At 57.3% G+C, this 2,272-nt stretch carries 4 protein-coding genes; 2 read left to right on the top strand and 2 right to left on the bottom strand.

The features are described from left to right. On the bottom strand, nucleotides 1-210 hold a 210-nt coding region (locus tag VGK48_15235; protein HEY2382528.1), incomplete at its 3' end, for an ATP-binding cassette domain-containing protein. Between the two features lie 425 nt (nucleotides 211-635). Between VGK48_15235 and VGK48_15230 the strand changes: the two genes are divergently transcribed. Together VGK48_15230 and VGK48_15225 are read left to right on the top strand one after the other, a co-directional pair. Beyond that, the gene (locus VGK48_15230) at nucleotides 636-1,106 is read left to right on the top strand and encodes a PA2169 family four-helix-bundle protein (protein ID HEY2382527.1); all 471 of its coding nucleotides are present in this window, start codon (nucleotides 636-638) and stop codon (nucleotides 1,104-1,106) included. Nucleotides 1,107-1,147: 41 nt separating this feature from the next. Next, nucleotides 1,148-2,062, top strand: coding sequence for a pirin family protein (locus VGK48_15225; protein ID HEY2382526.1), 915 nt, complete (start codon nucleotides 1,148-1,150; stop codon nucleotides 2,060-2,062). Here VGK48_15225 and VGK48_15220 read toward each other — a convergent pair. Continuing rightward, nucleotides 2,059-2,272 (bottom strand): hypothetical protein (locus tag VGK48_15220; protein ID HEY2382525.1); only part of this gene is annotated, 214 nt, incomplete at its 5' end. The genes VGK48_15225 and VGK48_15220 overlap by 4 nt on opposite strands.

The raw sequence follows: 2,272 nt of genomic DNA, 5'->3' as shown, positions 1-2,272 counted from the left end.
TTCGGGATCTTTGTGGATATCGTCGCCATCCAGCGTGATTTCGCCGGACGTCGGCTCCAGGAGGCCAATGATCATTTTGACGGTGGTGCTCTTGCCGGCGCCGTTAGGACCGAGATAGCCGAGCGTTTCGCCGCGATGAATCACGAAGCTGACATGGTCGACGACAGGGATGCCGGCGTAACGTTTCGTCAGGTCGCGAACTTCGAGCATGGCGGATTAGACACCATGTGGAACTCGGGAGTTCCCAATATTTGCGCTATCACGCGCCTAGAGGGAAAGCGGCGATCCGATCTCTGTACCTCTGGTTCCTCTCCAGTGCGCAGCCCCCGGTGCGAACGGGAATCGCGGAGAGAATGTCCAACAATCCACTCGGCGTCACCAAGTAGAACTCACTCGAACAATGTAAGCCAATACGCCGCTTGGAAGTGGTCCACACGAAGCGCTACTCGAATTGTCAACGGCCGAATAACAATAATGATACGAGGCTTAGGTCAATCCACCTCGCGGCCAGCCTCGGCCGTATCTAGACAGGTTCAATCGATGAAACTTCCCGTTGGATTGTTGTCTCCAACTCAATGTAAACATGCGGCGCATGGAAGAGCGCGTGCGCAGGTCCATTACCCGGAGAGACGAACATGGCAACTGAAGAAAAAGATGTACGCAGCGTTTTGAACGATTTGATCGAGACATGTAAGGACGGCGAGCAAGGATTTCGGACATCCGCGGAGAAAGCGAAAGAGAGCTCGCTGAAGACCCTTTTCGCGAAATATGCTTCTCAGCGTGCGGACTACGCTCGAGAACTTCAATTTTTGGTGACGCAGATGGGCGGCGACCCGGCGACTTCCGGGCACGTGGCGGGAACTCTGCATCGCGGCTGGCTCAACCTGAAAGAAGCGCTGACGAAAAATGAAGACAAGGCACTTATCGACGAGTGCGAAGCGGGTGAAGACGCCGCGGTGAAAAGCTACCGGGAAGCGCGTGGCAAAGGGCTACCGGCGGATGTCGCAGCCGTTGTCCAGCGGCAGGCATCAGGCGTGGAGGAGGCCCATAGGACCATCAGCGATCTAAAACACGGCCGCACGGCAACGGCAGGCAGCAGACTTTAGCGGCCGGAGCGCGCGGTTCGGGTTTCCGGTAGACTCACGGTATGTCGATTCGACCCGTGAAGCGGCTTGTCCGGGCCAAACCTACTCTGGAAGGCGCTGGGGTTCATCTGCGCCGCGCGTTTGGCTTCGGCAATACTTCGGATTTCGATCCATTTCTTCTGCTGGACGATTTTCGCAACGATATTCCAGAAGACTATATGGCGGGGTTTCCGTGGCATCCGCACCGCGGTATCGAAACCATCACATACGTCCTCGCGGGAACCGTTGAGCATGGAGACAGCCTGGGGAATCGCGGTGCGATCGGCTCCGGCGACGTACAGTGGATGACTGCAGGAAGCGGCATTATTCATCAGGAGATGCCAAAGGGCGATCCGGAGGGCCGGATGCATGGTTTCCAATTGTGGGGCAACCTCCCGTCCTCGCTGAAGATGACGGCTCCACGGTATCAGGAGGTCAAAGGCGCCGATATTCCATTGATTACCGATGATGACGGGACCGGCGTGCGCATCGTTTGCGGGACCTTCTGGGGAAAGACCGGCCCGGTGGATGGAGTGGCGGCCGATCCGATCTATCTCGATATCTCGGTAGCTCCAGGCCGCAGGAAGAGCCTACCTGTCGAGACGACTCGCCACGCCTTCGCCTATGTTTTTGCCGGGTCGGGAAAATTCTGCAATGCGTCCGGCCCGCTCGCAGTACCGACCGAGGGTGTCAAATGGGCGGACACGACGCCACCGTCGGAAGCGGACAATCGTTCGCTGATCTTGTTTGACCGGGGCGATGAAGTCACGGTGCAAGCCGGGGAGGACGGTATTCGCTTCCTTCTCGTTTCGGGCAAGCCGCTTGGGGAACCCGTCGCCTGGTATGGACCCATTGTGATGAACACGCAAGATCAACTCCGCAAGGCATTTGAGGATCTCGATCGAGGGACGTTCCTGAAGCCGGAAACTTCGAGCTAGTTTCGAGGCAGAGTGTAGTATTCGTAAACACTCTGCCAGGTGAATTCGGCTCCCGGTACGACCACAATGTCGACAAACGGCTCGACCGCCATCACTGTTCGGATCGACCACAGAGATGCCCGCAAGAGCGGACGATTTCCTTCAATTTTCATGCCCGCGCCAAGGCGGCTGTTCTCTATACGAATTACGCTGTCTTTCGGGCTGCTGCCG

It is taken from the genome of Terriglobia bacterium, assembly GCA_036496425.1.
GTDB lineage: Bacteria > Acidobacteriota > Terriglobia > 20CM-2-55-15 > 20CM-2-55-15 > 20CM-2-55-15.
The sequence above is the reverse complement of the archived record's forward strand: the minus strand, read 5'-3'. Positions and strand labels throughout refer to the sequence as shown.